We start from the raw sequence: 24,729 nt of genomic DNA, 5'->3' as shown, positions 1-24,729 counted from the left end.
GTAAAAACAAATGACATGACCAGCTTCCTTCGGAAACTGCTGGGCATTGGCCTGGCAATCACAGTCATGATCGGTCTGGCCGGCATCACCGGCCCAGGCGCCGCACAGGCATACTCCCGACCCGGTCTACCGGTGGAATACCTCGACGTACCGTCGGCCGCGATGGGCCGCAATGTGCGGGTCCAGTTCCAGCCTGGCGGCTCGCACGCCGTTTACCTGTTGGACGGCCTGCGCGCACGGGACGACTTCAACGGTTGGGATATCGAAACCGCCGCATTCGAGTGGATGCACGACTCCGGGCTGGCGACGGTGATGCCGGTCGGCGGCATGTCGAGCTTCTACGTCGACTGGTACCAGCCCGCGGTCGGCAACGGCACCACCCAGACCTACAAGTGGGAGACCTTTCTGACGCGGGAACTGCCTGCGTGGCTCGCGGAGAACAAGGGTGTCTCGCAGAGCGGCAACGCCGCGGTCGGTGTGTCGATGAGTGGGTCAACGGCGTTGAACCTCGCGACCTACTACCCAGATCAGTTCCGGTACGCGGCTTCGCTGTCGGGCTTCCTCAATCTCTCCGATGGCTTCTGGCCGACGCTGGTCGGACTCGCGATGAACGACGCAGGCGGGTTCAACGCAGGCGCCATGTGGGGGCCGCCGGGCGATCCGGCGTGGGCCCGCAACGATCCGACGGTCAATGTGGCCAAGCTGGTCGCCACGGGTGCCCGCATCTGGGTCTACTGCGGCAGCGGCACCCCCAGTGATCTGCCGGGCGCCGTGGCGGGTATGCCGCAGCAGTTCCTGGAGAACTTCACGCTGGGATCGAACACGAACTTCCAGAACGCCTACGTCGCCGCGGGCGGCACCAATGCGACGTTCGACTTCCCGCCGGACGGTACGCACTCGTGGCCCTACTGGGGCCGGGAACTCCAGCGCATGCTGCCCGACATTCAGCACACGCTCGGCGCTAGCTGACCGGCGGGCGACGCTGCGCCCACGGGCGTGCGGTCTCGATCTGCGCGCCAAGCGACAGCAGCGTCGCCTCGTCGAAAGGCCTGCCGACGAGTTGGACCGAGGTGGGGATGCCGTCGCCGTCGAGGGCCCACGGCACGACGGCCGCGGGCTGGCCGGTGACGTTGAACATGGCCTGGAACGGTGTCCGCGCGGCGACGAGCGCCAGGGTCGAGATCGCGCCGCGCCGCTGGTAGGCGCCCACCCGTGACGGACCGATCGCCGTACCCGGGGTGATGACCACGTCGACGTCGTCGAAGATCGCGTTGACCCGGGCAGTCACGTCGGACTCCCCCGCTCGCATCGCCGCCAGGCGCCGGTCCGACACCAGCGAGCCGATCCGGGCGAAGGCCCTGGTGCGGCGGTCCAGTCGTTCCGGGTGTGGCAGCGCCCGAACGTCGTCGTACACGCCGCGGAAGTAGCGCGGCAGAGCCTGGCTGGAGACCGCGGAGGCCGGGTAGTCGAAGTCGCGCTCGATGACGGTGTGCCCGAGATCGCGCAGGAGAGCGCCCGCCTCGGCTACCGCACCGCGCTGCGACCGGCCGACGCGTGCCACCAGGGGCGGGGGAACCTTGGTGGTCAGCGCGATGCGCAGCCGTCCCGGATCGCGTGCGGCGGCACCGACGAACCCGCCGTCGGGCGTCGGCAGGGTCGAGGTGATGTCGAGGAACAGCGCCGCGTCCTCAACGGTGCGGGCCAGCGGACCCATGACCTCCAGGCCGCACCACGCCCCGGTGTGGGGGTGGATCGGCACGCGATCACGCTGCGGCTTGATGCCGAACAGGCCGTTCCATGTGGACGGGATCCGGATGGAGCCCATGCCATCGGAGCCGAGTGCCATGGCGGCCAGGCCCGCACCCACGGCGGCGCCGCTACCCCCGCTGCTGCCGCCGGGCGCGAAGTCGGGGTTCCACGGGTTGCGCGTGGCGCCGAACGTCACCGTCTCGGTGAATGGCCAGATCATCATCTCGGGAACGTTTGTCTTGCCCAGGATCACCGCGCCCGCCTCCCGCAACAGACGCACCACCTCTGAGTCAGAGGTGCGGACCGGTCCGTGGGCGCTGCTGCCGAACGTGGTCACCTCGCCTGCGACGTCGGAGTCATCCTTGATGGCGATCGGGACGCCCAGCAGCGGTGAGCGCTCCCCCGAGTCCAGCCGGTCCTGTGCCAGTGCGGCGTCGCGGCGGGCGGCATCGGCGAGAACGACGCGGTACGAACGCAGTTCGCCATCGAAGCGGTCGATGCGATCGAGGTAGAGGTCGACGAGTTCCATCGCCGTGACGGTGCCCGCCGCCAAGAGGCGGGCCTGTTCGGCTGCGCCGGCGAAGGCGAGGTCACGAGGGTCCATCTCCGTCAGCGTAGTGAGCTAGCCGTGCCTCGTGGCGTATTCACCTGGCGTGCATCCGAGCATCGACCGGAAGTCGTTGATGAAGTGCGCCTGGTCGTACCAGCCGCATCGCACGGCCAGGTCGGCGAAGTCGGCGGTCGGGTCCGTCTCGATCTCGAGCGCCGCGTGCTGCAGTCGGTAGCGACACAACACCCACTTGACCGGCACCCCGACGTAGCGGCGGAAGACCCGCTGGGTGGTGCGCGCGCTCCACGGCGAGAGGCGCATGACCTGCTCGACGCGGTGCAGTCGGTCATCATCGCGGATGCGGTCGACCAGTGCCGTAAGCGCGAGGTAGGTCTCGTCGGGTCCGTGGTCACATGCCGAGATCACCTCGTCTAGGCGGTTCGCTGCGGCGGCGATATCGTCCTCGAAAGCCACTGGCTCGTCGAACAACTCATCATCGGCGGGCATGACGAGCCCGGTGCATGCGCTCGCGTCGCGGCCGAAGCGGGCGGCGAAGCCACCGGGACGGAAGCGCACGCCGACCACCGAACCTCGGCCCGACAGCGTCGTCGTGAACACCTCGTCAACCACACCGTGGATGAGGGTGTTGGGCAGCGGAAACCCGTGCCGCGGTGAGTCGGTGCCCCACTCGTGGGTGATGTGCATGGCGGGGAAGGTGATGACCGCGCTGGTGTGCGAGGGCCGGCCGGTCAGATCCCAGTCGACCGACCAGAAGTGCTCGATCCACCTCGAGGAATCGGCCGACGGCGCCCACCGTGCGATATCGAACAGCGACGTCGTGTGGGCCCGCCCCACAACGCCGAGTTCAGGCGCGCTCTTGGCCATGTGCCAACCCTACGATGGCCGCGCGCCTCGGCCGCGTGTCGCGTTTTTCCAAGCGCTCGGAGCGGGGATGGCGCGACAGTGGTGGCATGAGCGTGAACCCGATTCCGGAGGGCTACACCAGCCTGACCCCCTTCATCGTCATCGACGGCGCCGCAGCGGCCATCGACTTCTACGTCGAGGTCTTCGGCGCGAAACTCCTGGAGCGGATGGACGGCGGCGACGGTGCCGTCGCGCACGCCGAACTCGACTTCGGCAATGGACGGCTGCAGCTGTCGGACCCCAACACCGACTACGGCCTCGCGGCCCCGGCACGCGGCGAGACAGCCACGCATTCGATCGTGCTGTACTGCCCCGACGTCGACGATGTGGTGGCACGGGCCGAGGCGGCGGGCGCGACCATCCGCGAGGCCGTGCAGACCTTCGTCACCGGTGACCGGTTCGCCTCGATCGTCGATCCGTTCGGGCAGCGCTGGGCGGTGATGACGCGGGTTGAGGATGTCGACCCGGCCGAGCGCGACCGCCGGCTGGCGCAGTGGGCAACGGAGAACGTCTGAGGTTGCCCGCTACGGTGGCGACATGTCATGTGTGTTCTGCGCCATCGTCGCCGGTGAGGCGCCCGCCATCCGGGTCCACGAGGACGACGACTACCTGGCGATCCTCGACATCCGGCCCATCGTCCGGGGCCACACCCTGGTGCTTCCCAAGCGCCACACCGTCGACCTCACCGACACGCCACCATCGACGCTTGCCGACATGATGCGCATCGGCCAGCGCATCGGCCAGGCCGCCCGGGCGTCGGAGCTGCGGGCCGATGGCAACAACATCGCCATCAACGACGGCAAGGCCGCCTTCCAGAGCGTTTTCCACGTCCACCTGCACGTGACCCCGCGGCACAACGGCGACAAACTGGCACTGGCCAAGGGCCTGGTGGTGCGTCGCGACCCGGACCGCGAGACCACCGGGCGCATTCTGCGCGAGGCTTTGGCGGCCCTCGAGGCCTAGCGGCTCGCTGCGCAGTCCTCAATGGCCCAACGTGAAGAAATGTGCGAGATTCTGTCGATTCCTCGACCATTTGTTCACGTTCGGCGAGCGGCGCTCAGAGCGGCAGCGGCGAGTTCGCCGAGTCCACGTGCTCGACGGTGGTGAACACCAGGTTGCCGTCGCCGACGTTCTCGATGTCGTGCAGCAGGTACTCGCCGGCGCCGAACGTGAAGTGCCGCGTCTCACCCGCGCCGTAGGACACCTCGCGCGTCGTGCCGTCTGAGGTGTGCTGCCTGCTCCGTCCCGCGTTGACGGCGGTCCAGAAGTAGTCCAGCACGTGCCGGTGAGCGTGGAATCGCTCCCCCGGCGCCAGCCGGATCTCCCACACCCGCACGCGGTCGTTCTCACTCAGCAGGCGCGAACCGACGTGACCGTCATGCGAGTGCGTGTCGAACTCGGCACGCAGGTCCTCGGGCCATCCCTCGAAGTCCGTGCCGACCAACTCGCCCGCGAGCGGCGCATCGGTCAGGAAGTCAGGAGTACTGGTCATGTCATTCCTCCGTTGCTAGTGGCCCGGGCCGTACAGGCCGAACCGGTTGTCGGGGTCACCGGGCCACCAGGTGCAGTCCACCTGGGATCGCGTGCCCATGTACTTGACGCGCTGCAGAAGCCGTTGGCCGAGTTCGAGCTGTCCGGGCTCCCACTTCGCCAGCGCCTCGGCGATATCACCGCTGTCGGACAGCGCGTCATACAGCGCCCACGCGTTCGCGGCGGCCTTGGCGGTACCCGCTGCGGCGTGCGGCCGAGCCGCGCTGGCCGCATCCCCGACCAGCGCGACGCGGCCCAGCGTCATCCGCTGCGCTCCGGCGTCGTACACGGCCTGCAGGTAGGGCTGCTCAGTGCGCAGCACCACCTCGGCAGCCGCCGGTGCGAGTAACTCGGTTGCTGCCGAGCGCATCTCGTCGACGAAGCGATCCTGCACCTGACCGGGGTGTAGCGACACTCCCGCCAGGAAACCGCGCTTGTCGGTCATCAGCTCATCGAGTTCATGACCCTCCGGCACGTTTCGATACCACACGTAATTCAGCAGTCGCTCACCCACCGCGAGCCCGCCATCGGTCGACGGAATCGGATACACGTTGATGTGCGTGTGAGGACCCACGCTGTACGTGATCGAGTCGTGCAGCAGTTCGAAGGTCTCCGGCGACACCTCGCGCTCGGGCACCGTGCCGCGCCAGCCGACGTATCCCGAGTACTCCATGCGGGTGTCCGGAGAGATGCGCCGCCGGCTCGGCGAGCCGATTCCGTCGGCGAACACCACGAGTTCGGCGCGCTCTCGGCGACCCGAGGTGAAGCGCACCTCAACACCGTCGGCATCCTCGTCGAAGCCCGCCGCGTACTCACCGAGGTGGTAGTCGTCCATCCCGAAGTCGGCGAGCAGCGCCCGGTAGAACGTCCCCCACGAGGTGTAGCTCCACGGCGCGTCGTCGCGGTGCACGATCCGGTTCGATCGATCCAGATACTGCACGTAATGCGTTGATGTACTGACCTGTTCGGGGTGCTGGTCGCTGCACTCGACGAACCAGCGCAGCGTGTCGGGTTGCAGAACAATGCCGCCGCCACGGCCGTCGAGGTTGGTCGGCGTGCGCTCGAACACCGAGACGTCGAACCCCAGCCGGCGCAGCAGAAGTGCCGTCGTCAGCCCGCCGATCGAGCCACCGATCACCAGCGCGCGATGCCCCGACCAGTCCTGGCGAGTGTTCATGTGTCCATCACTCATGCTTCTCTCCTAGGTCCAGGCCCAGAAAGGCTCGGGCGTTGCGCTCGAGGGCGACGTCGTCGATACCCCCGTCATGCGGCAGGTCGAGGGGGCGCGCCACCCCCATGTCGAACGGATAGTCACTGCCGCACATCAGATGCGATGGGTCGGAGTGCGCGCGCAGAAGATCGAGCGCCGGGCCGTCGTGAGTGAGGGTGTCGAACCACAGTGCGGCGAAACCCTCTCGCGGCGAGCGGGTCTCCCCGCTGCGCACGTCGGCGCGCTGCTGCCAGCCGTGCTGCCAACGGCCCACCAGAGCGGGCGCGCAGCCGCCGCCGTGCAGCAGGCAGATCCGCAGCCCGGGCAGTTCCTCGAGCACTCCGCCGAGCACCAGTGCCGCTGCCGCCGTGGCTGTTTCGACCGGATTGCCGATGAGGTTGGCCAGGTAGTAGGACGACCACTCCGGGCGCGGCAGCTGCATCGGGTGCACCAGCACCGCCAGGTCGCTCTCGACGGCGATCCGCAGCAGGTCACGCATCGGCTCGACGTCGAAGGAGGTGTGCCCAAGCAGCGGTGGCACCGCAATGCCGCGCACCGACCCCGATCGCGCGAGCGCCTCCATCTGCTGTCGCGCGGCGTCGGGATCGTGCAGTGTCACCAGACCGAGCCCGAGCAGTCGGCCCGCGCTATCACTGCACACCTTGGCGAGTTCCGCGTTGAACGCACCCACGTAGTCGTCGACGCCCGGGGCGGCGGCGACCGGGAAGGCGAACGGGGGCGCCGAGAGCACGCGGGAGCCGAGCCCAGCGGCATCGGTGTCAGCGATCACGCGGTCGATATCGCACATGGCGGCCGTCTCGATCGACAGCGGAAGGTCGCCGAGGTGCAGTTGACCGTCACGACCGTTCAGCGGCGGCACCGGTGACCCCGGCGGCAGCCCGAACAGGTCCTCGGGCAGCCAGTGGGCGTGGACGTCGATGGGGCCCTGCCGAATACGGGATGTCACGCGGCCGCCTCCAGAGCCTCGAAGCGAGCCAGCACCTCGGCCTGCAGAACCGCGACGGCCGGATCGGACGCCCGGCGCGGCCGCGGGAGATCGACGTCGATCACCTCGTGCACCCGGCCACCAGGAGCGAGCACGACGATCCGGTCGGACAGTTGTACGGCCTCCGTGACGTCGTGGGTCACGAACATCACGGTGCGTCGGGACTCCAGCCAGATCCGCTCGAGATGCTCGCGCAGTGTGCGCGACGTCATCGCGTCGAGGTGGCTGAACGGCTCGTCCATCAGCAGTACATCGGGTTCCACGGCGAAGGCCCGGGCGATGCCGATGCGTTGCTGCTGGCCACCCGACAGCTGGGAGGGGAAGCGGTCCGCGCAGTGGCTCAGCCCGACCAGGTCCAGATAGTGCCTCGCACGCTCCTGCCAGCCCTCCCGCTCGTGCTGGACGAAGCCGAGATTCGCCATCACCGTGCGCCACGGCAGCAGCCGCGGGTCCTGGAAGACGTACCCGACGCGGGCGTCGCGGCCACCGGATTTCAGCTCGACCGTGCCCGACGTGTGCGTCTCAATACCCGACACGATGTTGAGCAGTGTCGTCTTTCCGCTGCCCGACGGGCCGACGACCGACACGAACGTCTCACCGGAGATCGTCAGGTCGATACCGTCGATGACGCGGGTGGCCGACCCGCTGCGGTCGTGGAAGTCCTTCACTAGGTTTCGGATCTCTATGGAAGCCATGGTTTCTCGCTCTCGTTGTAGGGGGTTTAGGCGGAGCGCCAGCGGGTGACGTAACGCTCGATGGGACCCAGGAGCAGTAGGTCGGCCACGACGAGCACGACGATGAAGACCAGTACCCAGGCGAAGAAGCCGTCGAGTTGGTTGGCGTCGTACCAGTAGCGCGATCGCCACCCGACGCCCGAGGTGGAGCCGAACCACTCTGCTAGCAGGAGCCCGTTCCAGGCGCTCATGATCGCGAACCGGACGGCAGCCACCGTCGAGCCGGCAACCGCTGGAGCCACGATGTGGCGCAGTACGTTCCGTCGGGGCACTCCGAAGGCGCGAGCCATCATGACCAGGTCGGCGGGTACCGCACGCGTCGCCTTGGCGATGTTGACCACCACGAACGGCAGCCCCGACAGGAACACCGTCACCACCGGGGTGAGCCAACCGAAACCAAACCACATGGTGGTCAGAAGTGCCCAGATCACGGCGGGGATCGCCAGCGCCGCCGCGTTCAAATCCGAGAACGCGAGATCGGCCCACCGAGAAAGGCCCATCCAGACGCCGACGGCAGCCCCCACAACGAGGGCGAGTGCCAGGCCAAGGACGAAGCGGTTCATGCTGATGGCCAGGTTGTGCCACAGCTCGCCGATCGCGGCCTCCGATACGAGGCTGTCGACGGTCTGCGCCGGCGACGGTATGCGGTTGCCCACCACGACGGCCAGCTGCCAGGCACCGAGGATGGTGAGCAGCGCCGCGACGACGGCCAGCGCCGACGAGGTGTGGCCGCGAAGTTGGCGTCGCCAGGTGGAGGACGTCGAGGTCACGGTGGTCATGCGATTTCCTTCCGCCATGCGAAGAAGCGGTTCTCCAGGTAGGCCAGGCCGCGCTCGATCAGCACCATGGCGACGATGAAGAGCGTCGTCCAGGCGAGCATGTCGTCGACCTGAAACTCCTGATACGCCTTGCGAATCATGAAGCCGACGCCGTCGCTGGCGCCGAAGACCTCCGTGAGCGCCTCGACCTTCCACGCCATGGCGAAGCCGTAGCGCACACCGGCGAATACGAAGGTCACCAGGGCAGGCAGGTAGAGGTGGCGCAGCACGTCGCGCCGGTTGCGTTCGAAGGCACGGCACATCGCGAGCAGGTTGCCGTCGACCGAGCGCACGCCCTCTGCGACGTTCATCGCGATGAACGGCAGGGCCACCAGCGCCGAGACCACGATGGGCCCGCCTGGGCCGACACCGAAGATCAGCAGCCCGAACACCGCGTACGTCAGGCCCGGCATGCTTCCGAGCACGAACAGCGGGAGCGAGAAGTACGCAGTCATGAATCTGCTTCGGCCCATGACGAATCCGATGATCAGCCCGCCGACCATCGCGATCGCGAAGCCCGCAGCGATCTTGCCGATGCTGGAGGCGAAGTTGGTGAGCGCCTCCCCCGACACGATGATGTCGATGACGCGTTCGAATACGTTGAGCGGCTGGGGCAGGATCGGATCGTTGACCCACGCGGCAATGACCGCCCAAGCGGCGACGGCCGTGATCAGTGCGACACCAGACACGATCCACCGGCGCGGCCCCGCCGCCCGTGTCTTCCGCTTCCGCGATCCCGGGGCCGGTTTCCGCGGTGCCGGTTCGGTGTCCGGCGGGACGATGGTCTGCGTCACTGGCGGACTCCTTCGGTCGGGAGGAACTGAGGATCGGAGACGTCGTCGCCGATGACTCCGGTCTCCCGCATCAGATCGAATATCGAACTCTCGTCATCCGCCCACTGCTGGTCGAATCGGACGTCGTCGACCACCCAGTCATGCTGAGCGACATAGTCCTTCATGAACGCGATGTCCTCGGGTGTGTCGACCGCGAAGTGCTGTGGATATCGCTCGATCATCTCGTCGCGGTGCTGCTGCCATTCAGTGAGGCCGCGTTCCCACAGATCGAGGAAGGCCGAGACCTCGCCGGGATGTTCGTCGACCCAGTCCTTGCGGGCCACGAAGACGTTGCCCATGGGTCCGTCATGGCCTGGCGCCTCGAGTTCGGCGAACAGCTCGGCTGAGGACTTACCGTCGTAGAGCGGTCGCACCGTGCCCTCGCGCAGATCGCGGGCCGACAGGTCCGGATAGCAGATACAGGCGTCGATCTCACCGCGCGCCAACAGGTTCGAGAGGTTCTGGATGTCGGCGACTACGACTTGGTAGTCGTTCGCGAGGTCGATGTCGTGCATCCTCGCCAGGAGTGCACTCCAGACCAGGGTTCCCGACACCGTGGTGAACACGCCGAGGCGCCTGCCCCTCAGATCGGCGAGCGTCTGCGCGGGCTCGTCGGCGCGGACCAGGATTCGGCTGCGCTCGGCGTTGTAGCGACCGATGATGACCGTCTCGCGCCCTGTCTGCTCCTCGAGGCCGGGCACCTCGAACGACGCTGTCGAGATGATGTCGGCATGACCGCCGGCGAACAGGCCGAACTCATCCCACGTGGCGCTGGTCTCGATGGTGTAGCCGGTGTCGCGCTGCCACTGGTCGACGATGCCCGCGTCGTGCATGTAGTCCCAGATGGGGTCGGGCGCGAACGTGAACCGGATGACGCCGTCGCGGGCCGCACGTGATGACGCGGGTCCGCCAAGACCGGCCGAGCACCCCGTGGTGAACGCGAGTGTTGCCACCGCGATCAACACGAGCAGCGTCCGGATGAGCCGACGGCTTCGTGGGCTGTGCACTGGTGAGCCTCCTCGCTGCACTGCTGTGACGGCCCTCACCGTCCGAACAACACCATGCTTGGTACGAGCCATTTCGGGCAATGTCATGGGCAACATACATATGCTGATCCCTATGTCATCAGGAACACTGCTCGAGCGGTGGCTCGATGGACTGGCAGACATCGGCGAAGCGGTCGGGGGCGACGAACCCGTGCCAGACCTGCTGGATCGCGTGGCCCGCACCGCCTGCACGCTGCTCGACTACGACTTCTGCGCGGTGTTCCTGCCCGACGAGAGCCGCCGCGCACTGACCATCGTCGGCGCACACGGACTCTCCAGCGACTACATCGCGCAGGTCAACGCCGACCGGCCGATCCTGCTCGACGTCCGTGGCGGGGACGAGGCGCCGACCAGCGTCGCCTTCCGCGGCGGAGAGGTGGTGACGCTCGAGGACATCGACCTGACCCCCGGTATCGGGCCATGGGGTGGAGTTGCCCACGAGCAGGGGTACCGCGCGCTCATCTCGGTGCCCCTGCGCCGCGCTGGGGTCGTTGTCGGCGCACTCAACGGCTATCGCAAGCACGCCCACCGGTTCGACCAGGCGGAGATCAGCCTGGTGACCACGCTCGCCACCCAGGTGGCCATCGCACTCGGCACCGCGCAGCTGCGGGCCAGTGAGCAGAACACCATCCGGGAACTGCGTCGCGCCGAGGAGGTGCACGCCCTGCTGACCGCCACGGCGTTGCGCGGCGAGGGCGTGGCCGGCGTCGCCGCCGCCCTCGCCGAACTGCTGGGCCACCCGGTGGCGATCGAGGACGTCTACGGGGAGGCTCTGGCCTCTGCGGGTTGGGGCGACCGAGGCCGTCCGACCGTGACCGATGACCAGATCGGCAAGGGAGAGGTTATTGCGAGCGACTCCGCGACCACGGCCGGTGTCGTTCTCGACGGTGAGGTGGTCGCTCGCATCCACGTCGATGTCGAGCGGAACACGTTGTCCGGGATCGATATCCGCGCCGTCGAGCACGCCTCGGTGGTCACGGCGCTTGAACTGTTGCGCGCCCGCACTGCCGCCGAGGTTGAGCAACGACTGCGTGGGTCACTAGTCGCGGACCTGCTCACCAGCGGGGCGGCCGATGTCGCAGACCTGCTCGACCGCGCCCGTCGGCTCGGCTGGGACCTGTCCGGCGGACAGGTGCTACTCGCCATCCGCTGTGTGGACGAGCGTCGGGTGGACGGACCCGCGACCGAGCGGCTGCTCGCCACGGTCGACCGCTCGGTGGCAGGCGTCACGCCTCGACCCTTGGTGTCGGTGTACCACGGCGATCTGGTGTTGGTCTGGAACCGCGGACGCGCCGAGACCTCGAACCTGGCAGACCGATTGGTGCAAGCGCTCACTGCCAACGGAGCGCTCGAGTACGCCGTCGCCGCCATGGCCTCCGCGCCTTCGGCCGCCGGTCTTCCCGCCACGTTCCGCACGATCAGAGGGGCGCTCGACCTCGGCGCACAAGCAGGTGCCTCCACCGTGATCGATCTGCATGACCTCGCGATCGATCACCTGCTGCTGCAACTCGACGACCCAGTCCGATTGCGGGACTTCACCGAATCCGTCCTCGGCGCGGCGATGCGCAACGACCGCGACCACGCCACGGAGCTGATTCACACCGCGCGGGCACTCCTCGAGCACGACCTCGACCGGGCCGCGACCGCCACCACGCTGCACCTACACGCCAACACCGTGCGCCAGCGGATCCGCCGGCTCGAGAGCCTCACCGGCCTGCAACTGTCGCGACCACGCGACCTGCTCACGTTGACCGCGGCGTTGTCCGTCTCACGAATCGCCGGTCTCGGGTGAGGGACACTGGATGGCATGAGCAATATGCCCCTATGGGAGCGCTACATCGGCATCCCGCTACTGCAGGTGCACGACATGATCTACAAGAAGACCAATGGCCGCATCGGGCATCGCATCCCCGGCGCACCGCCGAGCCTGCTGCTGCACACCGTCGGCGCGAAGACCGGCATCCAGCGCACCAACACGCTGAGCTACGCCGAGGACGGTGGCTCGTATCTGGTGGTGGCATCCAAGGGCGGTGACCCGAAGGCACCGGGCTGGTACTTCAATCTCAAGGCCAACCCGAAGGTCGAGATCAACATCGGACCCAAGCGGATGCCCGCCACGGCGCGCATCATCGGCGCCGACGACCCCGACTATCCGCGGCTGTGGAAGTTGGTCAACGACAACAACTCCAATCGCTACGACGGGTATCAGAAGCGCACGACGCGCAAGATCCCGATCATCGCGCTGACGCCCTAGAACAGCTCCTTAGCGAACAGTTCCAGTGTCGCCTCGCGTGCGGGCGCCGTCGCGGGGTCCACACCGCGGCGTTCGGACGCGACGGGGTTGATCATCACCTCGTCGACGTCGAAGTCCTGCGCGATCCGCCTGACCTGCTCGGCAGCCTCGACCGGATCGCCAAGGACGGCGCTGCCTCGGCCCGCCTCGATGATCGCCTGCTGTTGGGGTGTCATCGTGAGGGCTTGCGCATCCTCGACGAGGTCCAGCGCCCGCAGCGGCTGGCCGGTGCGCAGCAAGGCCATCATGTGCAGGTTCGGCAGCATCAGCGCCTCGGCCTCGGCGCGGGTGGCGGCCACCGACGCGTTGACCGTCATGAACGTCGTCGGCGCGGGCAGGACGCCGGGCCGGAACTCCTCGCGGTAGACGGCAAGCGCCTCCTCGGTGCCGCGGCCCGCGAAGTGATGCGCGAAGACGTAGGGCAGCCCCTTGGCGGCGGCCAGGTGCGCCGAGTACATCGAGGAGCCCAGCAGCCACAGCCGGGCCTCACTCGCCGCCGCGGGTGTCGCCTTGAGGATGTAGTTCTGGTCGAACATGTTTCGTCCCCGGACCGCGACCGAGACGCCCGTCGCGCTCATCAGTGCGGCGACGTCGTCGAGGTACTGCGGGAACTTCTCGATGTCGGTGTCGTCGCGGCCCGCTGCCCCGCGCAGCGCCATTGACGTGACGGGGTCGCTGCCCGGCGCGCGACCCAGACCCAGATCGATGCGCCCGGGTGCGGCCGCCTCGAGCAGGGCGAACTGTTCGGCCACCGCGAGCGGCGCGTGGTTGGGCAGCATCACGCCGCCCGAGCCCAGCCGGATGCGCGTCGTCTGCGCGGCCAGATAGGCGATCAGGACGGGCGGACTGGTGGCGGCGACGGCAGGCATGTTGTGGTGTTCGGCCAGCCAGTACCGCGTGTAGCCGAGGTCGTCGGCGGTCCGCGCCAGGCGCACTGTCGCTGCGAGTGCATCCGCCGTGGTCTGGTCGCTTCGGACGGGGACGAGGTCGAGAACAGAGAGTCGCACGCCAGGGTCAACGCGATGAGCCCGTCGAACGTTCCTCACCCCCGCGATTTCGGCGCGTTTTCGTTCGCTCAGCGACGGTTTGCGCGCCGAAATCACACGTCGGCGATGCGTTTGGCCTCGGCGAATACGTCGTCGAGCATCGCCGGGGTCAATCGGCCGGTGAAGGTGTTCTGCTGGCTGGGGTGATAGCAGCCGATCAGCGTGACGGTGTCGATCGGGGCCGTCACGAGGTGGCCGAACTTCGGCATCGGCTTGGGCACCGCCACACCGCTGACCCGGAGCATGTCCAGCGCCGCCCGCCAGGCGAACCCGCCGAGCACGACGATCGCCTTCACGCTCGGCGCGAGCAATCGCCACTCGGCGTCGAGCCACGGCGCGCACGTCGCTCGCTCATCCGGCGTCGGCGCGTTGTCAGGCGGGGCGCACCGCACGGCGGCGACAACGCGGGTGTCGTTGAGGGACAAGCCATCCGCGGCGTCGACACTGTCCGGCGCGCTGGCCAGCCCAGCCCGGTGCATCGCCGCGAATAGGAAGTCGCCACTGCGATCGCCGGTGAACACCCGGCCCGTTCGATTGGCGCCGTGCGCCGCGGGCGCCAGACCGAGGACCAGGATTCCCGGTTCGGTCGCACCGAATCCGGGGATTGGCCGGCCCCAGTACGGCTCACCCGCGAAGGAGCGACGCTTGGCCAGCGCGACGTCCTCGCGCCACGTCACCAGGCGTGGACAGGCCCGGCACACGCTGACCAGCGCGTCGAGGTCCTCGAGGCTGCGCGTCCGCCTGGCCAGCGACCGCACCCGCGCCGCCGTGGACGCCACCACGGTGTCGGGCGTCGCCGGATCCCCCGGCCAGCCGGTCCCGGCGGGCACGGGCGAGTCAAAGTACTCACCGGTTCGGACGTGCGGCAGTGTCACCCCACCACTGTGCACGCCGGGTAAATCGCTCGCGGCTCGGGCGGGCCCGCTGTTACATTCAGCCGCGATACCCCATGAACACAAAGAAGCGCCAGCCGCTGTTCCTGATCTTCTTCGCGGCGCTGACCGCCGGTGCGGGCAACGGGATCTCCATCGTGGCATTTCCGTGGCTGGTGTTGCAGCGCAACGGCTCGGCGGTCGAGGCCTCGATCGTGGCCATGGCGGGGACGCTGCCACTTCTGGTGGCCACCCTGATCGCGGGTGCGGCCGTGGACTACCTCGGCCGCCGGCGGGTCTCGATGATTTCCGATGCACTCTCGGCGCTCTCGGTGGCCGCGGTGCCGGTGATCGCCCTGACCTTCGGCGTCCATGCCGTCAACGTCGCAGTGCTGGCCGGTCTGGCAGCTCTGGGCGCGTTCTTCGACCCGGCCGGGATGACCGCCCGCGAGACGATGCTGCCGGAGGCCGCGCAGAGTGCGGGCTGGTCGCTGGACCGCGCCAACAGCGTCTACGAGGCGAACTTCAACCTCGCCTACATCGTCGGCCCGGGGATCGGCGGCCTGCTCATCGCCACCGTCGGTGGCGTCAACACCATGTGGGTGACATCGGGATTCTTCGTGCTGTCCATCCTGGCCATCTTCGTACTGCGGCTGGAGGGCACGGGAACTCCCAACCGCGAGCACCTGCCCCAGGTGTGGGCGGGCATCGTGGAGGGCCTCAAGTTCGTCTGGAACACACCGGTGCTGCGCACTTTGGCGATTGTCGATCTCACCGCCACCGGTCTCTACATGCCGATGGAGAGCGTGCTGTTCCCGAAGTACTTCACCGACCGCAACGAGCCGCAGCATCTGGGCTGGGTGCTGATGGCGTTAGCCGTCGGCGGGCTGGTCGGCGCACTCGGCTACGCCGTGTGGTCGAAGTACTCGAACCGGCGGACGATCATGCTGATCGCGGTGATCACCCTCGGCGTCGCGATGACGGTGATCGCGTTCCTGCCGCCGCTGCCCGTGATCCTGGTGCTGTCGGCGATCGTCGGCCTGGTGTACGGGCCGATGGCCCCGATCTACAACTACGTGATGCAGACGCGGGCGCCGGCGCACCTGCGGGGCCGGGTAGTCGGCGTGATGGGTTCGCTGGCCTACGCCGCTGGTCCGCTCGGATTGATCGTGGCGGGACCACTCGCCGATTACGCGGGGCTGCACACCACGTTCCTGGCACTGTCGCTGCCGATGCTGCTGCTCGGCGTGGTGGCGATCTTCCTACCCGGGCTGCGACACCTCGACCATGTGCCGGAGACCGATACCGTCCCAGACACCCGGGCGGGCTGACGCCTACGATCGTGCGATGGACTCCGCCCTGGACGCCCTGATCACCCAGTTGCCCGTCGGCACTGTCGTCACCGACCCCGACATCCTGGAGTCCTACCGCCAGGATCGCGCCGCCGACCCCAGCGCGGGCATGCCATTGGCCGTGGTCCGACCCGTCCGCACCGAGGAGGTGCAGACGGTGATGCGGTGGGCGACCCGCCATCGCGTGCCGGTCGTGCCGCGCGGTGCGGGCACCGGTTTGTCGGGCGGAGCGACGGCGCTGACCGGCGGCCTGGTGCTGTCCACCGAGCGCATGCGCGACATCGTCGTCGACCCGGTGACGCGCACCGCCGTCACGCAACCGGGCCTGTTCAATGCCGAGGTCAAGAAGGCCGTCGCCGCGCACGGACTCTGGTATCCGCCGGACCCGTCGTCGTTCGAGATCTGCACCATCGGCGGCAACATCGCCACCAACGCGGGCGGTCTGTGCTGCGTGAAGTACGGAGTCACGACCGACTACGTGCTGGGTCTGCAGGTGGTGCTGGCCGACGGCACTGCGGTGCGTCTCGGTGGCCCGCGACTGAAGGACGTTGCGGGACTGAGCCTGACGAAGTTGTTCGTCGGCAGCGAGGGCACGCTGGGTGTGGTGACCGAGGTGACGTTGCGACTGCTTCCGCCGCAGCATCGCGGCAGCACCGTGGTCGCCTCCTTCGCGTCGGTGGCCGCGGCCGCCGACGCCGTCGTGACGATCACCGGCAAGATCCGGCCCTCGATGCTCGAATTCATGGACGCCGTCGCGATCAACGCCGTCGAGGACAAGCTCAAGATGGGCCTGGACCGCGGTGCGGCCGCGATGATGGTCGCCGCGTCCGATGACCGCGGGCCGGCCGGTGTTGAGGACACCGAGTACATGGCGTCCGTGTTCACCGAATTCGGTGCGACGGAGGTCTTCACCACCGCCGACCCCGACGAGGGCGAGGCATTCGTCGCCGCCCGCCGGTTCGCGATCCCGGCGGTGGAGGCCAAGGGCGCTCTGCTGCTCGAGGATGTCGGGGTGCCCCTGCCCGCCCTGGCCGACCTGGTGTCCGGCGTCGAGAAGATCGCCGCCCAGCACGACCTGATGATCTCGGTGATCGCGCACGCCGGCGACGGCAACACCCATCCGCTGATCGTGTACGACGCGGCTGATGCGGCGATGACGGAACGCGCCAACGCGGCGTTCGGCGCGATCATGGACCTGGCCGTCGGACTCGGCGGCACCATCACCGGCGAGCACGGTGTCGGCAGGCTCAAGCGGCCGTGGCTGGCGGGGTACCTGGGCCCGGAGGCGATGGAACTCAACCGGCGCATCAAGACAGCGCTCGACCCCGACAACATCCTCAACCCGGGCGCCGCGATCTAGGCGGTCGGGTTCTCCCGCGAGCAGACGCAGAATCGCACTCACCCCTCATCCTGAGTGCGATTTTGTGTCTGCTCGCGGCGGCACGCGATCAGGAGACACGGTGAAGACCCTCCCCCGGGGATGTTCGGGGAGGGCCTCCATGTCCGTGGCGTCTAGCGCTGCGACAGGCCTGCGACGTGCTGCGGGCCGTGGTGGTTGTGCCAACCGGGCTGCTGGCTGGGGGCCGGGTGGGCCTTGACGGCCGGGGCGTAGGAGTAGCCGGGGCCCGTGGAGGCCTGACTCTGGGCGTTGGCCATACCGGCCAGGCCGAGGGCTGCGCCGCCGATGATGCCGGCGGAGACGATCGGGAGGGCGATCAGGCGTGCGATGCTGGTCATGTCATCAATCCTTCTGTCTGGGTTAGCTTTTCGTTTCTCTGCCGGTGTTTCTCCGGCGATGAGATAACTATGTCGCGTTTCCAGAAGGACGTCTGTCGGGTGATCAGCCCAGACAACGGTGGAACCTCGTGTCCACCGATTGGGGGACACGTGGCGGTCCCGGAAGAACGGGCTAGGTGGTGATCTGCCAGTCGGCAGCGGCGCGCTGCTGGTTCCAGAACTCCCGGAACCGGACGTAACGTCCACCCTCGGTGAGCAATTCGTCGATGGTGCCGTCCTCGACGATGCGTCCGTCGTCGACGAACAGAACCCGGTCGGCGTGCCGGATGCTGGCCAATCGGTGCGCGACGATCACCCGGGTGCGCTGACGCAGATCGGCGGTCAGGGCGTCGACCACCGCGGCCTCGTTCTCGGTGTCCAGCGCGCTCGTCGCCTCGTCGACCAGCAGTACCGGAGCCGGCTTCACCAGCGCCCGGGCGATGCTGACACGCTGACGCTCGCCGCCGGACAGTGCGGCTCCGGCCTCCCCGACCATCGTCTGCTCGCCGTCGGGCAGGCGGCCGGTGAGCTCGTCGACGCGGGCCAGTCGCGTCGCCGTGGACAGCGCGTCGGCATCGGCGTCCGGGTGACCGACCAGGACGTTGTCGCGTAGCGAGCCGTCGAACAGGTAGGGATGCTGGAAGACCACGCTGGTGGCCGCACGCCGCGCGGCGGGGTCCAGTGTCGCGATGTCGACGCCGTCGAACAGCACCCGGCCGCTGGTCGGCTCGTGCAGACCCGCGATGAGCGCCAGGATCGTGCTCTTCCCCGACCCCGACGGGCCGACGATGGCCGTGGTGGTACCCGGCTCGAGGACGAAATCCAGTCCCTCGAAAAGCTTCTCGTCACCGTAGGCGAAGCCCACACCGTCGAACTCGATACGCGGCGCCGCGCCGGTGTCTGCCAGCGTGGCGGCACCGGCGGCCAGGGTCGGCGCGTCCAGCACCGCCTGGATCCTGCCGAGTGTGGCACGGGTGCTCTCCAGCGCGGGAGCCAGTTCGCTCAGGCTAGTGAACGGCTCCAGGTAGCGGGCGATGACGACGATGAGCGCGATGGCCTCGGGTACCCCCAGCTCACCGCGCACCGTCAGCCATGCGGCCATGCCGGCGAACAGGATCAGTGCCAACTGGCTGGCGAGGCTGAACAGCAACTGGCCGGGGATCTGCATGGTGAGCAACCGCAGGCTTGCACCGTGCTGAGCGTCGAGGGCGCCGCCGACGAGGCTGCGTGCTGGCTCCACGCGACGCGCGGCGCGCAAAGCCTGTTGGGTTCGGGCGAACTCGATGATGCGCTCGGTGAACGCGGTGTTGGTCTCACCGGCGACCGCATCGGCGCGGCGAGTCAACTGCACCGAGATCCACAGCGCGCCCAGCAGTACCGCCACCCCCGCCAGCGCAGCCAGTCCCAGAGCCGGAGACACCGCCAGCAGCGCCAGTGCGATAGCGGCGGGCAGCAGCACGGCACCGATCAGCGGTGTCAACAGGTTGACCACGAGTCCGACCAGTTCCGGCCCGGTGGAGGCGATGGCCTGCCGCGCCGTCGCGGTGTTGTCCTGTGTCAGCCAGTTCAACCGGATGTTGGGCAGTCGATCGGCGACGTCGTGCTGGGTGTTGTCGAGCACCGCGAAACCCAGATCGAAACCCATTCGCGCGGTGGTGGTGTCGACCACCCACCCGCCGACGGTCACGGCGGTCAACCACCCCAGCCACAGCCACGCGCGGTCCGGCGCATCGCCGAACAGTTCGGCGACCAGTGGCACCAGCAGTACCGTTCCTGCGGCCCGCAACAGCACCGAGACGACCGTCAGCACCGTGTAGGCGCCAACCTTGCCGCGGCGGTCGGCCGGGATCAACGCCAGCAGCGTGCGGATCATCGGGAGGCCTCCTGCGTGGTCCCTGCGCCGACTGGCGCGCGCGTGCCCGAATCCCACAGCGCGCGGTAGCGCCCGCCCGCGGCCAACAGTTGGTCGTGTGTTCCGGTTTCGGCGATCTCACCGTCGTCGAGGACGACGATCTGGTCGGCGTGGGTGATGGTGTGCAGCCGGTGCGCAATGACGAGAACCGTGCGATCCCTGGTGAGCCCATTGAGCGCCTGCTGGACGAGGTACTCCGATTCGGGGTCGGCGAACGCGGTGGCCTCGTCGAGGATGAGCACAGGAGTGTCCGCCAGGATCGCGCGGGCGATGGTCACGCGTTGCCGCTCACCACCTGACAGCCCGGAACCCGCCCCGAGCACCGTGTCGTAACCCTCCGGCAGCCGCATGATCCGGTCGTGGATCTGCGCGTCACGCGCGGCGGCCTGCACCCGCTCGAGGTCGGCATCGGGCACCGCCAACGCGATGTTCTCCGCAACGGTGCCGTGCACCAGCTGGGTCTCCTGGAGCACGAAACCGATCCGCCGGTACAACTCGTCGGCGTCCAGCGTGCGAATGTCGCGGCCCCCGACGGTGATCGAGCCCTGCTGCACGTCATGGAAGCGCGCGAGCAGCGCGGCGAGGGTGGACTTGCCCGACCCCGACGGTCCGACGAGCGCGGTGACCGTGCCCGGCCGCAGCGTCAGCGTCACGTCCCTGACCACCGGGACGTCCGGCCGATAGCCGAACGTCACGCGTTCGAAGACGACGGTGCCGTCGGTGCCGTCGGCGGGCGTACTCGCCGCACTGACGGCGAGGTCCGGTTCGTCGAGCACAGTCTGCACCCGCCGAGCCGCCAGCATGCCGGCCTGGATGCCGCCCAACCCGTAGCCGATGCCCAGCAGTCGGGCGCCGAAGGTGGTGCCCAGGAACAGGAATGGCAGCAGACTCACCGGATCCATCGCCCCGGCGACGATCATCGGGGTGCCGACGACGGCGATCAGCCACAGGAACGTCGCGGGCCTGGTGACCAGATCCATCAGCGTCTTCTTGCCGACGAATGGGCGCTGCCAGGCCACCAGGAATCCGATGTAATCGTCGAGTCGGCGCCGGAAGCTCGATGCGGCCGCGCCACCGAACACGCGGACCACCGGTTGGCCCTCGAGGTAGGCGCCGGCCTCACCGCCCATCCGCTCGGCCCATCGCGGCGCCTCGCGGATCTTGGACCCGGACTGAATTGTCATGGCGGACATCAACACCACGTAGGCGAGCACCGGCACGAACAGCACCAGTGCCAGGCGCCAGTCGACGACGAACAGGTAGACCAGCACCGCAACGGGCGCCACAACGGCGGCGACCGCGTCGGGGATCGCGTGGGTGACCAGGTAGTGCAGGGCCAGCGTGTCGTCCTGCACGAGTTGCTTGACCGAGCCGGATCCGCGGGCGGTGAACCAGCCCAACGGCAATCGGGACAGCTTGGTCAGCAGTCGCCCGCGCAGTTCGCGGGCAAAGCGGGCGTCGACGCGGTGCAGCCAGAACGTCAGCGCGGCCGCCAACAGGGCGCCGGTGCCGAGCAGCCCGACCGCGGCGGTGCCCAGGGTCCAGAGCCGACCCTGATCGGCACCCGACAGCAGGACCCTGGCCAGCTCGACCAGCAGTACGAACGGCGCGAGTTCGACGAGGGTGATCAGCAACTGCAGGACACCGGAGACGATGAGCGGCGTCTTCAGCGGCGCCATCAGTCGTCCCGCACCCTGGCCGCGCCAGTTCCCGCGGGCCGCGTCGGCCGGCACCTGGCGCACAGTCGGTTCGGACGGCTCGACAGGGGTCTCGGGCTCGACGCTCGCGGGCATCGCGACCGGTGTGGCGGGCTCGTCGCCGCGTCGCTTGCCCATCGCCCGACCCTCGGTCCAGTAGGCCTGGGCGTGGATCTCGGACTTGGGGAACCCGAACTCGTCGCGCAGCCGGGTGCGCAGGTGCTTGAGCGCGCCCGCCTCCGGCCCCACCCAGGCGTACCAGTTCGACCAGTCGCGGGATTCGACTGCGGCGGCCAGCGAGGTCGCGTCCCGGCGGGCGACCCGATGCAGGGTCAGGCGCGGATGCTCGGCGACCCGGATCAGCAGATCGTCGTCGCTGTGCTGTTCGAGGTAGGCCTCGATGGGGATGTCGTGCGGGACGGCGTTGATGATGCCGTTGATGGCGGGCGTCGATGCCGAGTCGCCGATCAGGAGGTATCCGGCGGGACGGTCGGCGGGGTCGTCGGCGACCGTGAACGGCGCCGAGCCCATCGTCATGACCGCGATCTTCGCGCCGGGTACCGCGGTGCGCGCCCAGGTCGACGCGGGACCCGCGGGTTCGTGCAGTACGACGTCGACCGCGAAGTGGCCGGTGGCCGTGTCGGCCTCGGTGATCGTGTACGCGCGCTGGAACTCCGTGTCCGAGCCATCTGGATCGGGAAACCAGAACCGCAGCCACGACGTCGGTTCGGCCACCGCGTCCTCGAACAGCGTCGGCGAGACCATGCGTATCCGCAGGAAGTGCGGGGCCAGTTGCTCGGTTTCGCGCACTGTGGCCTCGTGATCGCGCGCGCCGAAGCCGCGCAGCATCACCCCTTGGAATCCGCGTGCCATCAGCGATCCTCTTTCCCACGACGTCAAACCCTCCCGGTAAGGCTAGCCTTACCACCTCTGCGCGTGGGATCGCCAGGTCCCGGCGCGAACAAGCCCTCCCCTGTGCCCGGGGAGGGCTTGCCGCTCCGACCCCCCGAGTCAGTTCATGTGATTCGGTCCGTGATGGTTCTGCCAGCCGGGACCCTGCGTCGGCGCAGGAGTGGCGTAGTGCTCCGGGGAGTACTGGTAGCCGGGGCCGGCCGGGGCCGGCGCGACCGTGGTCGTTGGAGTCGCCGGGCCGGGTGTGGCCGAGGCCATGCCGGCCAGCCCGAGCGCCGCGCCGCCGATGATGGCCGGTACTGCGATAAGGCGGGCGAAGTTGCGTGCCGCGTTGTTCATGTGGTCAATCCCTCTGTCTGAGTGTCGTTTTCGTGTGGCCGCCGAGTGCATTCCGGCCATGGGACAACTCTGTCGCGGCGCGAGGGCGGTGTCTGTCGGGCGAACGGTGGATGCACCGGATGAACTCCGCGTCCCCCGATCGGCGGACACGCGCCGTGCGCCGAGACCGGGGACGGCTCGCCGCACGCCGAGATTGCACTGACACGACAGTCCTCTCGTACTTCTGTCGAGTGAGTTCAATCTCGCGGGACTAGAGCGGCGGAGGCGGAGCGAGGCGATGGTTGACATCTAGCCGTCACTGTCGTATTCATAAGACATGTCAGCCACTTTGTCTCACAGCACGCCGGCGCGCTTCGAGCTGTCCACCCCCGCGACATGGGTCGACCCCTGGCCGATGTACCGCGCGCTGCGCGACCACGATCCGGTGCACCACGTCGTACCGCCGGAACAGCCCGAGAACGACTACTACGTGCTGTCCCGGCACGCCGACATCTTCACCGCCGCTCGCGACCATCAGACCTTCTCCTCGGCGCAGGGCCTGACCGTCAACTACGGCGAGCTGGAGATGATCGGCCTGGCCGACAACCCCCCGATGGTCATGCAGGACCCCCCGGTGCACACCGAGTTCCGCAAGCTGGTGTCACGCGGGTTCACCCCCCGCCAGGTGGAGGCCGTCGAGCCCAAGGTCCGCCAGTACGTGATCGAGCGAATCGAGCGCATCCGCGCGGCCGGCGGTGGCGATATCGTCGCCGAGCTGTTCAAGCCCCTGCCATCGATGGTCGTCGCGCACTACCTCGGAGTGCCCGAGGAGGACCGCGACCAGTTCGATGGGTGGACCGACGCGATCGTCGCGGCCAACACCGCCGAGGGCGGCATCGGTGGAGCGCTCGAGACGCTCGGCGACGCACTGGGCGGGATGATGGCGTACTTCACCGCGCTCATCGAGCGCCGCCGCGTCGAACCCGAGGACGACACCGTCTCGCACCTGGTGGCCGCGGGCGTTGGCGCCGACGGTGACATCGCCGGCGTGCTGTCGATCCTGGCGTTCACGTTCACGATGGTGACGGGCGGCAACGACACCAGCACCGGGATGCTCGGCGGCTCGGTGCAGCTGCTCCACCAGCGGCCCGATCAACGCAGGCTGCTGGCCGAGAACCCGGACCTGATAGGCGATTCCGTCGACGAGTTGCTGCGCCTCACCTCCCCCGTGCAGATGCTCGGCCGCACCGTGACCCGCGACGTGACGATCGGCAACGTCACCATCCCCGAGGGTCGCCGCGCGATGCTGCTCTACGGCTCCGGCAACCGCGACGAGCGCCACTACGGTGACAGCGCAGCCGAACTCGACGTGACGCGCAAACCGCGCAACATTCTGACGTTCAGCCACGGCGCGCACCACTGCCTCGGTGCTGCCGCGGCCCGCATGCAGTCGCGGGTCGCGTTGGAGGAACTCATGACGCGTATCCCCGACTTCGAGGTCGATGAGATCGGAATCGTCTGGGCCGGTGGCAGTTACGTGCGGCGCCCGTTGTCGGTGCCGTTTCGGGTGATGTAATGGCGGGCGACTGGCTGGCGTCCAACCGAGGTGACGTGGCCGCAGAGAAGATCCTGGACGCGGCCGAGGAACTGTTCACCCGAGACGATCCCGGCAGCGTCGGCATGAACGATATCGCCAAGGCGTCCGGCTGTTCCCGTGCCACGCTGTACCGCTACTTCGAGAACCGTGACGCGCTCTACACGGCCTACGTCCACCGGGAGGCCCATCGGGTGTTCGCGGAGTTGGGCGCACTGGAAACCGGCAGCGAGGCCCGCACACCTGGCGAGCTTCTCGTCAACGGCATCCTCGCGTCACTTCACCGGGTTCGCGAAAGCCCGGCGCTCTCTGCGTGGTTCGCCCCCGACAGGCGACCGATCGGCGGCGATATGGCCGAGCGCTCCGAGGTGATCCGGGCGCGCACCGAGGCCTATCTCGCGGCACTCGGTGTCGACGATGTCGAGCGGCGCGCACGTTGGCTGGTGCGCATCATGGTGTCGCTGCTGGTGTTCCCCGGACGTGACGAAGCCGATGAGCGGGCCATGCTCGAGGAGTTCGTGCTGCCGACGCTCGAACTGACACAGCCCGCGGACTAA

General features: G+C 68.3%; 24 protein-coding genes. 9 read left to right on the top strand and 15 right to left on the bottom strand.

The genetic code is table 11. The features are described 5' to 3' along the window. The first annotated feature begins 15 nt into the window (after nucleotides 1–15). Nucleotides 16–969, top strand: coding sequence for an alpha/beta hydrolase (locus ACZY0X_RS11285; RefSeq protein WP_463770313.1), 954 nt, complete (start codon nucleotides 16–18; stop codon nucleotides 967–969). On the opposite strand, the gene ACZY0X_RS11280 is transcribed toward ACZY0X_RS11285, so the two are convergent. Further along, nucleotides 962–2,353, bottom strand: a complete 1,392-nt coding sequence (locus tag ACZY0X_RS11280) for an amidase (protein WP_463770311.1) — start codon at nucleotides 2,351–2,353, stop codon at nucleotides 962–964. The two genes, ACZY0X_RS11285 and ACZY0X_RS11280, sit on opposite strands and share 8 nt — an antisense overlap. 18 nt (nucleotides 2,354–2,371) lie before the next feature. Beyond that, nucleotides 2,372–3,184, bottom strand: coding sequence for an AraC family transcriptional regulator (locus ACZY0X_RS11275; RefSeq protein ID WP_463770309.1), 813 nt, complete (start codon nucleotides 3,182–3,184; stop codon nucleotides 2,372–2,374). Nucleotides 3,185–3,270: 86 nt separating this feature from the next. Between ACZY0X_RS11275 and ACZY0X_RS11270 the strand changes: the two genes are divergently transcribed. Together ACZY0X_RS11270 and ACZY0X_RS11265 are read left to right on the top strand one after the other, a co-directional pair. Continuing rightward, complete coding sequence (locus ACZY0X_RS11270) at nucleotides 3,271–3,738, top strand: VOC family protein (RefSeq protein ID WP_463770307.1); 468 nt, start codon at nucleotides 3,271–3,273, stop codon at nucleotides 3,736–3,738. Between the two features lie 22 nt (nucleotides 3,739–3,760). Further along, nucleotides 3,761–4,186: an HIT family protein gene (locus ACZY0X_RS11265; protein WP_463770305.1), complete on the top strand. Its 426-nt coding sequence runs from the start codon at nucleotides 3,761–3,763 to the stop codon at nucleotides 4,184–4,186. Nucleotides 4,187–4,280: 94 nt separating this feature from the next. Here ACZY0X_RS11265 and ACZY0X_RS11260 read toward each other — a convergent pair whose 3' ends face one another. The 7 genes from ACZY0X_RS11260 to ACZY0X_RS11230 are packed head-to-tail and all read right to left on the bottom strand — an operon-like array spanning nucleotide 4,281 to nucleotide 10,361. After that, the gene (locus tag ACZY0X_RS11260; RefSeq protein WP_463770303.1) at nucleotides 4,281–4,715 is read right to left on the bottom strand and encodes a cupin domain-containing protein; all 435 of its coding nucleotides are present in this window, start codon (nucleotides 4,713–4,715) and stop codon (nucleotides 4,281–4,283) included. Between the two features lie 15 nt (nucleotides 4,716–4,730). Continuing rightward, nucleotides 4,731–5,945 carry an FAD binding domain-containing protein gene (locus tag ACZY0X_RS11255; protein ID WP_463770301.1) on the bottom strand — a complete coding sequence of 405 codons (1,215 nt, stop codon included), beginning with the start codon at nucleotides 5,943–5,945 and terminating at the stop codon, nucleotides 4,731–4,733. Beyond that, entirely contained in the window at nucleotides 5,938–6,930 is a 993-nt protein-coding gene (locus ACZY0X_RS11250; protein ID WP_463770299.1) for an amidohydrolase family protein, read from the bottom strand. The genes ACZY0X_RS11255 and ACZY0X_RS11250 overlap by 8 nt, the downstream gene beginning before the upstream one ends. Continuing rightward, on the bottom strand, nucleotides 6,927–7,664 hold the full coding sequence (locus ACZY0X_RS11245; protein ID WP_463770297.1) for an ABC transporter ATP-binding protein: 738 nt from the start codon (nucleotides 7,662–7,664) through the stop codon (nucleotides 6,927–6,929). The genes ACZY0X_RS11250 and ACZY0X_RS11245 overlap by 4 nt, the downstream gene beginning before the upstream one ends. A gap of 26 nt (nucleotides 7,665–7,690) precedes the next feature. Then, complete coding sequence (locus ACZY0X_RS11240; protein WP_354523167.1) at nucleotides 7,691–8,482, bottom strand: ABC transporter permease; 792 nt, start codon at nucleotides 8,480–8,482, stop codon at nucleotides 7,691–7,693. After that, entirely contained in the window at nucleotides 8,479–9,315 is an 837-nt protein-coding gene (locus ACZY0X_RS11235; RefSeq protein WP_463770295.1) for an ABC transporter permease, read from the bottom strand. Before ACZY0X_RS11235 ends, ACZY0X_RS11240 begins: the two co-directional genes overlap by 4 nt. Further along, a complete protein-coding gene (locus ACZY0X_RS11230) occupies nucleotides 9,312–10,361 on the bottom strand; it encodes an ABC transporter substrate-binding protein (RefSeq protein ID WP_463770293.1) in 1,050 nt (349 codons plus the stop codon). The genes ACZY0X_RS11235 and ACZY0X_RS11230 overlap by 4 nt, the downstream gene beginning before the upstream one ends. A 112-nt stretch (nucleotides 10,362–10,473) precedes the next feature. Here ACZY0X_RS11230 and ACZY0X_RS11225 point away from each other — a divergent pair, with 112 nt between their 5' ends. Further along, nucleotides 10,474–12,192 carry a helix-turn-helix domain-containing protein gene (locus ACZY0X_RS11225; RefSeq protein WP_463770291.1) on the top strand — a complete coding sequence of 573 codons (1,719 nt, stop codon included), beginning with the start codon at nucleotides 10,474–10,476 and terminating at the stop codon, nucleotides 12,190–12,192. Between the two features lie 15 nt (nucleotides 12,193–12,207). Next, nucleotides 12,208–12,654 carry a nitroreductase family deazaflavin-dependent oxidoreductase gene (locus ACZY0X_RS11220; protein ID WP_463770289.1) on the top strand — a complete coding sequence of 149 codons (447 nt, stop codon included), beginning with the start codon at nucleotides 12,208–12,210 and terminating at the stop codon, nucleotides 12,652–12,654. On the opposite strand, the gene ACZY0X_RS11215 is transcribed toward ACZY0X_RS11220, so the two are convergent. Beyond that, a complete protein-coding gene (locus ACZY0X_RS11215; protein WP_463770287.1) occupies nucleotides 12,651–13,700 on the bottom strand; it encodes an LLM class flavin-dependent oxidoreductase in 1,050 nt (349 codons plus the stop codon). The genes ACZY0X_RS11220 and ACZY0X_RS11215 overlap by 4 nt on opposite strands. Before the next feature lie 92 nt (nucleotides 13,701–13,792). After that, the gene (locus tag ACZY0X_RS11210; protein WP_463770285.1) at nucleotides 13,793–14,614 is read right to left on the bottom strand and encodes a uracil-DNA glycosylase; all 822 of its coding nucleotides are present in this window, start codon (nucleotides 14,612–14,614) and stop codon (nucleotides 13,793–13,795) included. 74 nt (nucleotides 14,615–14,688) lie between these two features. Here ACZY0X_RS11210 and tap point away from each other — a divergent pair, with 74 nt between their 5' ends. Then, on the top strand, nucleotides 14,689–15,942 hold the full coding sequence (gene tap / locus ACZY0X_RS11205) for a multidrug efflux MFS transporter Tap (protein ID WP_463770283.1): 1,254 nt from the start codon (nucleotides 14,689–14,691) through the stop codon (nucleotides 15,940–15,942). Nucleotides 15,943–15,958: 16 nt separating this feature from the next. Next, nucleotides 15,959–17,323 (top strand): FAD-binding oxidoreductase, encoded by a 1,365-nt coding sequence (locus ACZY0X_RS11200; protein ID WP_463770281.1) that lies wholly within the window; start codon nucleotides 15,959–15,961, stop codon nucleotides 17,321–17,323. A gap of 152 nt (nucleotides 17,324–17,475) precedes the next feature. Here the strand turns inward: ACZY0X_RS11200 and ACZY0X_RS11195 are convergent, their stop codons facing one another. From ACZY0X_RS11195 to ACZY0X_RS11180, 4 genes are all read right to left on the bottom strand, one after another. Beyond that, nucleotides 17,476–17,700, bottom strand: a complete 225-nt coding sequence (locus ACZY0X_RS11195) for a hypothetical protein (RefSeq protein WP_463770279.1) — start codon at nucleotides 17,698–17,700, stop codon at nucleotides 17,476–17,478. Between the two features lie 172 nt (nucleotides 17,701–17,872). Continuing rightward, the gene (locus ACZY0X_RS11190; protein WP_463770277.1) at nucleotides 17,873–19,612 is read right to left on the bottom strand and encodes an ABC transporter ATP-binding protein; all 1,740 of its coding nucleotides are present in this window, start codon (nucleotides 19,610–19,612) and stop codon (nucleotides 17,873–17,875) included. After that, nucleotides 19,609–22,221 carry an ABC transporter ATP-binding protein/permease gene (locus ACZY0X_RS11185; protein WP_463770275.1) on the bottom strand — a complete coding sequence of 871 codons (2,613 nt, stop codon included), beginning with the start codon at nucleotides 22,219–22,221 and terminating at the stop codon, nucleotides 19,609–19,611. The genes ACZY0X_RS11190 and ACZY0X_RS11185 overlap by 4 nt, the downstream gene beginning before the upstream one ends. A gap of 138 nt (nucleotides 22,222–22,359) precedes the next feature. Next, nucleotides 22,360–22,599, bottom strand: coding sequence for a hypothetical protein (locus ACZY0X_RS11180; RefSeq protein ID WP_463770273.1), 240 nt, complete (start codon nucleotides 22,597–22,599; stop codon nucleotides 22,360–22,362). 316 nt (nucleotides 22,600–22,915) lie between these two features. Between ACZY0X_RS11180 and ACZY0X_RS11175 the strand changes: the two genes are divergently transcribed. Beyond that, on the top strand, nucleotides 22,916–24,154 hold the full coding sequence (locus tag ACZY0X_RS11175) for a cytochrome P450 (RefSeq protein WP_463770271.1): 1,239 nt from the start codon (nucleotides 22,916–22,918) through the stop codon (nucleotides 24,152–24,154). Then, the gene (locus tag ACZY0X_RS11170) at nucleotides 24,154–24,729 is read left to right on the top strand and encodes a TetR/AcrR family transcriptional regulator (protein WP_463770269.1); all 576 of its coding nucleotides are present in this window, start codon (nucleotides 24,154–24,156) and stop codon (nucleotides 24,727–24,729) included. Before ACZY0X_RS11175 ends, ACZY0X_RS11170 begins: the two co-directional genes overlap by 1 nt.

The organism is Mycobacterium sp. IDUB_39 (assembly GCF_055419205.1).
This window is presented reverse-complemented; position numbering and strand designations above follow the sequence as displayed.

Coding starts and splice junctions, on each gene's coding strand:
- ACZY0X_RS11270 (WP_463770307.1), top strand. CDS start 3,271: ATGAGCGTGAACCCGATTCCGGAGGGCTACACCAGCCTGACCCCCTTC.
- ACZY0X_RS11245 (WP_463770297.1), bottom strand. CDS start 7,664: ATGGCTTCCATAGAGATCCGAAACCTAGTGAAGGACTTCCACGACCGC.
- ACZY0X_RS11220 (WP_463770289.1), top strand. CDS start 12,208: ATGAGCAATATGCCCCTATGGGAGCGCTACATCGGCATCCCGCTACTG.
- ACZY0X_RS11225 (WP_463770291.1), top strand. CDS start 10,474: ATGTCATCAGGAACACTGCTCGAGCGGTGGCTCGATGGACTGGCAGAC.
- ACZY0X_RS11255 (WP_463770301.1), bottom strand. CDS start 5,945: ATGAGTGATGGACACATGAACACTCGCCAGGACTGGTCGGGGCATCGC.
- ACZY0X_RS11180 (WP_463770273.1), bottom strand. CDS start 22,599: ATGAACAACGCGGCACGCAACTTCGCCCGCCTTATCGCAGTACCGGCC.
- ACZY0X_RS11280 (WP_463770311.1), bottom strand. CDS start 2,353: ATGGACCCTCGTGACCTCGCCTTCGCCGGCGCAGCCGAACAGGCCCGC.
- ACZY0X_RS11190 (WP_463770277.1), bottom strand. CDS start 19,612: ATGATCCGCACGCTGCTGGCGTTGATCCCGGCCGACCGCCGCGGCAAG.
- ACZY0X_RS11195 (WP_463770279.1), bottom strand. CDS start 17,700: ATGACCAGCATCGCACGCCTGATCGCCCTCCCGATCGTCTCCGCCGGC.
- tap (WP_463770283.1), top strand. CDS start 14,689: ATGAACACAAAGAAGCGCCAGCCGCTGTTCCTGATCTTCTTCGCGGCG.
- ACZY0X_RS11170 (WP_463770269.1), top strand. CDS start 24,154: ATGGCGGGCGACTGGCTGGCGTCCAACCGAGGTGACGTGGCCGCAGAG.
- ACZY0X_RS11175 (WP_463770271.1), top strand. CDS start 22,916: ATGTCAGCCACTTTGTCTCACAGCACGCCGGCGCGCTTCGAGCTGTCC.
- ACZY0X_RS11275 (WP_463770309.1), bottom strand. CDS start 3,184: ATGGCCAAGAGCGCGCCTGAACTCGGCGTTGTGGGGCGGGCCCACACG.
- ACZY0X_RS11260 (WP_463770303.1), bottom strand. CDS start 4,715: ATGACCAGTACTCCTGACTTCCTGACCGATGCGCCGCTCGCGGGCGAG.
- ACZY0X_RS11200 (WP_463770281.1), top strand. CDS start 15,959: ATGGACTCCGCCCTGGACGCCCTGATCACCCAGTTGCCCGTCGGCACT.
- ACZY0X_RS11265 (WP_463770305.1), top strand. CDS start 3,761: ATGTCATGTGTGTTCTGCGCCATCGTCGCCGGTGAGGCGCCCGCCATC.
- ACZY0X_RS11285 (WP_463770313.1), top strand. CDS start 16: ATGACCAGCTTCCTTCGGAAACTGCTGGGCATTGGCCTGGCAATCACA.
- ACZY0X_RS11240 (WP_354523167.1), bottom strand. CDS start 8,482: ATGACCACCGTGACCTCGACGTCCTCCACCTGGCGACGCCAACTTCGC.
- ACZY0X_RS11185 (WP_463770275.1), bottom strand. CDS start 22,221: ATGGCACGCGGATTCCAAGGGGTGATGCTGCGCGGCTTCGGCGCGCGC.